The 7,320-nt window shown below is 48.9% G+C and carries 2 pseudogenes (both running past the window's edge); both read right to left on the reverse strand.

Annotation, left to right across the window (positions count from 1 at the left end):
- Window positions 1-151: 151 nt before the first annotated feature.
- Window positions 152-7,320 (reverse strand): annotated as a pseudogene (locus tag A2048_03125) (hypothetical protein); it runs 31 nt beyond the window's last position.
- Window positions 7,282-7,320: pseudogene (locus A2048_03130) on the reverse strand (hypothetical protein); it runs 762 nt beyond the window's last position. Before A2048_03130 ends, A2048_03125 begins: the two co-directional pseudogenes overlap by 70 nt.

Consider the following 7,320-nt stretch of genomic DNA (forward strand, 5'->3'; position numbering starts at 1 on the left):
ACGTTTATCTTGGCCCCACATCAATCGACCAAAATGTGGCAAACTTCCTACCCCAAAGCCATAAAACCTGCAACCTCAAATTTGGGGTAAAAGATCGCGGATCGCTTATCGCTATTCGCGGATCGTTGCTCGCCATTCGCGATCAGCGAACCTATTCCATCCCCACCTGAAGCATTCTGTAGATCGTAACAAGGGATTCTTCTGCCTCGGGAATCTCATCAAGATGCGTATCAATGAGCCCTCCAGCGAGCTCATCGGTGAATGGAAGAGCATCCAACACATACGCGCATGTCGCCTGTAAATCGTATTTGTTACCCAATACATCATCTGCAGAAAAATTGACCTGATCCCGGTTATTCAACCAAAGCGTGTAGCATGACTGCTTACATGCCACTCCCAACCTCAATATCCTATACAACCAAATAATCTCTCCCAACCGGTTAAATGTCCTCTCCGTGTTAAATACCCATGTCCCAGCCGCCCCCCTAAAATCTCCTTCCCCATTCCGTATCACACCCCGCCTCCCAGCCTCAGCCAATTCCGCCACATATTCGTAATCATCTGCTATGTTCCCAAATGGATTATCCACCTCATCCTCATAATCAATACACCCCTCTAACTTCATCAACCTCATTCCTAACCCAATCAACTCCCCCTTCTTCATCGGCCCATTCACATCATAGTCAGCATCTAAACCCGCCATCGCCCGCGCATGGTTCAAGTAAGCCACATGCTCCGGTAAATCGATCCTTTCCTCTTTTCCCATCTCAAAAATCTGATAAATGAGATACGCTGCCTGCGATTTGGTCACAACCTGGGTTCCATACTGAACCGTAAAATTCATCGTATCCGGATCCAGATTCTCATTCCAATCTGGCAACGCATCCCTCTCGTAGGCAAAGGCAAAATAACTCCTCCATATATAAAAAGGTCTCTCCCGATCGGAAAACGGACCTCGATAATTCTCGGTGATCTGCTTCCATATCCCAACATTCTCCTCGCTCGCTTTCCAAAACGCCCTCTCTGCCTCCTCTATCGCACTATACATCAACTGCGGCCACCCATCCTGGGGACACTGCCTAAATTTAACGATCCTCTGGGCCATTGCATACGATACATACGGGTTGTTTGGGCATGGACCCCCAACAAACGCCGCGGCCTCATCGCCCAATCCTGCCACATTTAAAAATGTAACGATCTCATCCACCCAACTCACATCCTCATCCGGATTAAATTGGGTCTGCCCTGCCTGGGTGGGCCATAAACCCGCATCCACAAGCGCACACACTTCCGTCTCAAACCGATGGCCCCGAACATCGGCCAACGAATCGCAGATCCGTTGGTTGGGACCGCAGCCTTGGGCATTGGCCTGGTTTCCTGCAGGGGTGAACGCACAGAAATCGACATTGTTGGCCAAGCCATCGCCATCCACATCCTCATCACACGCATCCCCAGATCCATCACCATCAAAGTTGGATTGGTTGGCATTGGCGACAAGCGGACAATTATCTGCACCATCAGCAAAGCCATCCGCATCCTCATCGCCATTGCAGGGATCTCCAATGTTGTCGTTGGGGCGAAGCGGACAGGCATCTTGTTCATCTTCCACACCATCGTTGTCGTCGTCAAAATCAGCATTATCACCGCGCCCATCGCCATCCGTATCCACGCTTTCGGTTTCATTACCCGGGAAGGCGTCATCCCCATCGCGCACTCCGTCGCCATCGGTATCGGGATTATTGGCAAACGTTCCCCCGTCGATCTCTGCAAGATTTGAAAGGCCATCCCCATCGAGATCTCCATCAGAAGGTAAAAATTCAATCGCTATGTCTTCCGCTGAACGGTTTCCATTTCCATTTTGAACAACAATAGTCTGACGACCGGGGGATAAGGATGGAAGCATCCCTTGAATTAAATCAGCGCCAACAACAAAAGGATTCAAAAGAACCTGACCACCCACACTTACCCTTGCTCCTCCGTCAAAATCTTCTCCAAAAAAACGAGCTTCTGCGCCGTTTCTATTGGCAATCGCATAGGAAGGCCGTGCATCCTGAAGAACAGGAGTCGAGTTTGCCGAGACAATATCCAGGATAACCTTGTCACTCACCACTCGTGATGGGTAGATCATGAGACGGAGATCATAAAAACCTACGGGCACAAAACCATTAAGCTGGGCAACAATCTGATTGTCAGTCCACGAAACAATCTCAAAGGGCCGATAAAGATCAGTGCCAAAAATGAGATCAATCTCCCCAGGTTTTGAATTTCCTAAATTTCCAAAGTTCGTCCCTGTAATTGTAAGGGTCTCTCCCGGTATCAGCACATTTCTTGAAAGCCTCTCGACCTGGGGTTTGGAGCCTTGATACTGAGCTTGATTTTCCTGGGCAAAATCAAATTCAGGGATGTAGCTCGTCTTGCCTGTGTTAACAACCAGGCGAGCTTCACCCTGCCAAAGAGACGGGTCAAGAAAGGCCATGGTGTCTTCATTAACAGGTCGGTCAAGAAACGAAATATTTTGGTAAACACTCTCCGCAGGATTGGAAATAGAGATCCCAAGATTAAATTCACCCATGTCATTCCCCATCACATGGACCTTATAATAATCCCCCTCCGGAGCTTCCGGCAGCGTCACAACCTCAAAGTCATGCCCCGCAAGATGGGCCGTATAGAATTCAGCATCTGGAATCTCTAAATTTAAGGTGTCAAAGGCTCCACGACCAACATGCCTGTCTTCCGTATCAACAATATCAAGGTTAACAGGGGACTGAACTTGGTTGGCTGTTCTTCGCGGATCGGGAGGGACTTCTGAATACCCATTGATACGAAGGGGAATAAAGGTCGAATATTTTCTGTTTCCAGTGCCGGATCCTTTTTTTAGGTTATTGACACCCGCTTGATCCATTCCTTGGACCACATTATTTCTTAAAATACCGCTCGCCCGATTGAGGGCCAGATCCTTGTAAAGACTAAGGTGAAGATGACAGCCATCCGTTGGACCTGTTCGCCCCAACTTTCCCACATAGGTACCAGGTTGGATGAAATCACCAACCTCGAAATTCGTACCCAATTCTTGCATATGGGCATAACGAACAGAAAAATTAGCGTCGTAATCGGATTGGATAATCACTTCATTGCCATACCCACTCACCTTGTTTTTAAAAATGACCATTCCAGAGAACGCCGCAAAAAGATCTTGGCCACAATCGTCATTTCCCTCATCACCCATGTTGAAGTCCACACTGTCCCAATCCCCCCCTGTTTCTTGATGAAAAGGACTTCGGCAATGTTGGTAACAGCGCGGGTGAGCATGATTGGGCGGCACGTTTACAACAGCAGAGCCATTTGATCCATCAATGGCAACTGCCGGATCGCAAGGGCCCCAACTAGGATTAGCCCCTGCTTGCGCTGCATCGGAACATCCCACCTCCACTGAGCTCCATTGACCAGCATCGACGTTAACTGGACGAAAAAGTGTCGAAGGGCTTGTGCGGTTCAAGGCGAGACCCTGTGGGATACCCTCTCGTGCGGCACCATGATAGTGGGCTCGCAACCAATATCGCAGCGGTTTGTTTGCGATGGCCGGTCGATCAGAGGATCCTTGCACAGCTATATACCATTTCCCGGCCGGAGGATTATAAACCGTGATTGATTCGTGAGATCCCGAAGACCAAGGCGAGATCAGGATGGGATTGGTTGAATCATTCTGTCGCCCCACATCCCCGGCCACCACGAGAGACCCAAACTTGAGGTATAAATCAGCATCCTTGGGATCCTGCTTGGCACGATCCTTATCTAAACCCCGACCACCCATTTGAAGAGTAAGAACCTGAACACCGGCCGGAACATCGATGCGATAATGTTTTAGTTCGTTGGGAGTTACTTTTTCTCCTTTGACAAGAATATTATTGGAGAGAAGAGTTATCGATGTTTGTCCGAAACCGACTTCAGGAACAGCTAGCTCAAACTCAGGTGAATAAGCCCCACATTGTATGGATCGACACTCATTTTGGCACAGACACGACTTTAACTTGTAACGATAAGTCCCGTCTGGGATATTTTTAACAATATATTGGTTTTCCCCAATGGGCCCGGTACCGCGCCAAGGCCACCAACTCTTCTTCCATTTAAGCTCCTGGAAATCGGCCAAGGGATTACCATCCCAGGTGATAGTTACATCACGTCCCTGCACAACAGCTCGAATGTTATTTGGAGGAAGGAGGGTGGCATCATCTTCCACTGCACTGACATTGATACTAGCTGATCTTGTACCACTTCCGCTCCCGTTAGAAGCCTTCACCTGGATGTCATAATCGCCAGGGGCAAAGGCGCGGGCAAATTGCGGCGTAGACGCCTCAATAGGCAGAGAAGTCTGTTCGATACCCGAGCTATCCCTCCAAATAACCTCATAACTATTGATACCCTCATCCACGGGATTGGTCTTCCATTGGATTGTGGTTTGGTTTCCATTTTGTGTGGCAGAGAGGCCTTCAACTTTTGAGGGAGTGGGACGACGCCCCACAGCTAAAGCCTCACAGGTTCCATTATTGATCTGGGCTGTGATATCCTCATACTGCCCTCCTCCCGTCCATCGATGAATTCGACCCCCAGCCCCCACTAATTGATCCAAAGTGTAAATCTCATTGGGTGCCTGCGGATGGGGGTTGATCGTATCTGAGAAATTGGGAAGGATTCGAGGAGAAGCCACATCAGGAACCTTGCTCACAATGGCATCAATGGAGGCATTCATCCCCGCGGCTCCACTCATGTAGCTATAAACATTACCCACATAGATGTAGGCGTCATTGGCTTCGCCGTTATACCAGGCAATAGGATAGTACCAATTTTCCAAGATGGTTTTGTCAACATCACATCCTCTAAAGTTTCCAACATTTTCGAGCCACTTATCATTGAGCGTTTTGACAGCAGCCTCAAGATTCTTTTCCCAGCTATTAGTAACCTCCTGAGCAGTAGTAGCAGAAGATGGATCGGCATACTTCACATTTAAAATCGCATTCATTTGTTGAGAAAGAGGAACGGAGATCTGCATCAAACCAATATCCACACTGACAAACTCGCAATTCCCCCTTATATTAAAATTTCTTTTTACCTGCCCAGCACTTCGTTCATCGACTTGCCCCCCCTCACAATAGCTGCGGGGTTGAAGATCCTGGGACCAGTAATGCTGCCAACCGGACTCTTGAAAGGCAATCGATTGGAGGATGATGGGAGGAATTTGGTAAAGCTCTGCTAGGGCCAAAATCTCACGATTAATCGCATTATAAACCGAGTTGCCTGAATCAACCGGCGGGAGACCATCGGGAGGCCGATTGGGCATATCCACTCTGATCACTGCCGTTACATAATTGGTCACCCAGGAATTATCAGGCGCCCGCACCTGAATTACGCGGCTGTCAGGGCCAATCAATTCCCATTCTTCACGGTAGACCCCTGGATTGGCAGGGGCCCTCATATCCAATAAAAAGGTATATTGGCCACCAACAGGGATATTCCCCGCTATGGGAAATTCGTTACCAGCACTGAGTCGTGTTGCCCCTGACCGAAATCGAAATCTAAAATTTCCATCCCAAACCACATTCCCGTTGTTCTCTAAGGTCCATGATTTGGTAAATGATTGTCCTGGGCTATAGCGGGTTCCATCAGGGATCGTCTCACTCCGAAAAACAGCCGAATAATTTCCATTGACCGATACTCGGGCATAGATTGTTTGACTTCCTCCGATGGGAACAACCGTCCCACTCTCGGTAACCAACTGCCAATGATCTTCCACATCCTGCCCATTAAGCGGGGCCGTCATCTCCACCGTAAAACTATAAGTATCACCAGGTACCACATTGCGGGTCAGCCTCACATCTTGTAGGTTGTTACTCAAATTTCCTTGGGTATGACGGAAAAAGTAATCGGTGGTCCAAATGACGAGGCCCGTATTTTGTAAAGTCCACGTCTTTGTAAAAGACTGTCGAGGGTTAAGGTTAATTCCCTGGGCGGGGACTTCGCTCACCAAAATCCCTTGAACGTTATCATTGGCATTGCAAGGATCACCGATATTGTCATTGGCATAGAAGGGGCACTGATCGTTTCCATCGTTAATTCCGTCATTATCTTCGTCATGGTCGCAGTTATCGCCAATTCCATCATAAGCCGTACCGTCCGCGCAGATGTCATAGGTCACGGTCAAGCCCGCTTGCGCTTCCAGGCCCGTGGCATCACGGCAGACCACTCGTAAGGAATTTTGCCCTCGATTAAGAGGGACATTAAACGAAAAATCAAAAGCGCCGCCCCCTCCAATATTATTGGAGCTCGTCCAACCCGTAGTTTGATTGGAAGCAACAACGGAGGCTAAATTGCCATCCCCATCGCTGCATCTTCCCGAAACCCCGATGGGGGATGATGAAGTACGCGCCCCATCGGCGGGGCTATTTACAACTACCGTGGGAGTTCGACTCAAGCTCGTGCTGAGATTGTAATTTCCCCTGCCGGAACCCGAGTACCAATAAACACGGATGTAATGCCAACCCAACTGATTGCCAGCTACCGCAAAGGTAACCTCGTCATTTTGCCCCGCTCCATTAGCCGAACCCCCTCTTCGTTGAAGATTTCCATCAAAAACTTCCAAGTCAAAATCATAGTTATCAGGCGGGTCCAATAAGACACGCACTTGACCCACTGATTGGATATTAACTCTTTTCCAGTCTTCCCGATCGATGCCCTCCGTTAAATTATCACCATAATTTTGGTTCGGTTGGATTTGAACCGCTTCGCCAGAGGTGTCATCGGCATCGGATGCGATGGTGAACCGGTAGATTGAAGACCATGCCCCCCCTGCTGCCGCGCTGCCCGCACGGACTCGCCAATAATAGGTAGTTCCCTGTGTGAGTTGTGCCCAGGGGATGTCGGAATAAGACCGCGGAGGATTCCCCGAGATGGCTTCTTGCCAGGTCAAGTTCCCGTCATTGTTATTGTCGGTATCTTCATTTTCGGCCCGCCAATTGTTATCCGGGCTTACCTGTACGCGGTAGGATTCGGCTGCCGTCACATTATCCCAATCCAATCGGTTATTAGTGATATTGGTTGAGGCATTGGCGGGACTTGAGAGATTGGGGGCATTGAAGGCAATTGAAAAATTATTATCTGAGAAATCAACAACCCGTGCATCACAGTTTCCGGCGCCCACATTGGACATCCCCACTTTAAAATCAGTTCCGGGCACAACGGCGTCAGGGATGATGAAACTCTGTTCTCCATCATTGGCCACATTGTTGTTTAAAACGGCATGGAAGGCGCCATTCTTCCACAAATGGA

Source organism: Deltaproteobacteria bacterium GWA2_45_12, from assembly GCA_001797365.1.
GTDB lineage: Bacteria > UBA10199 > UBA10199 > UBA10199 > UBA10199 > UBA10199.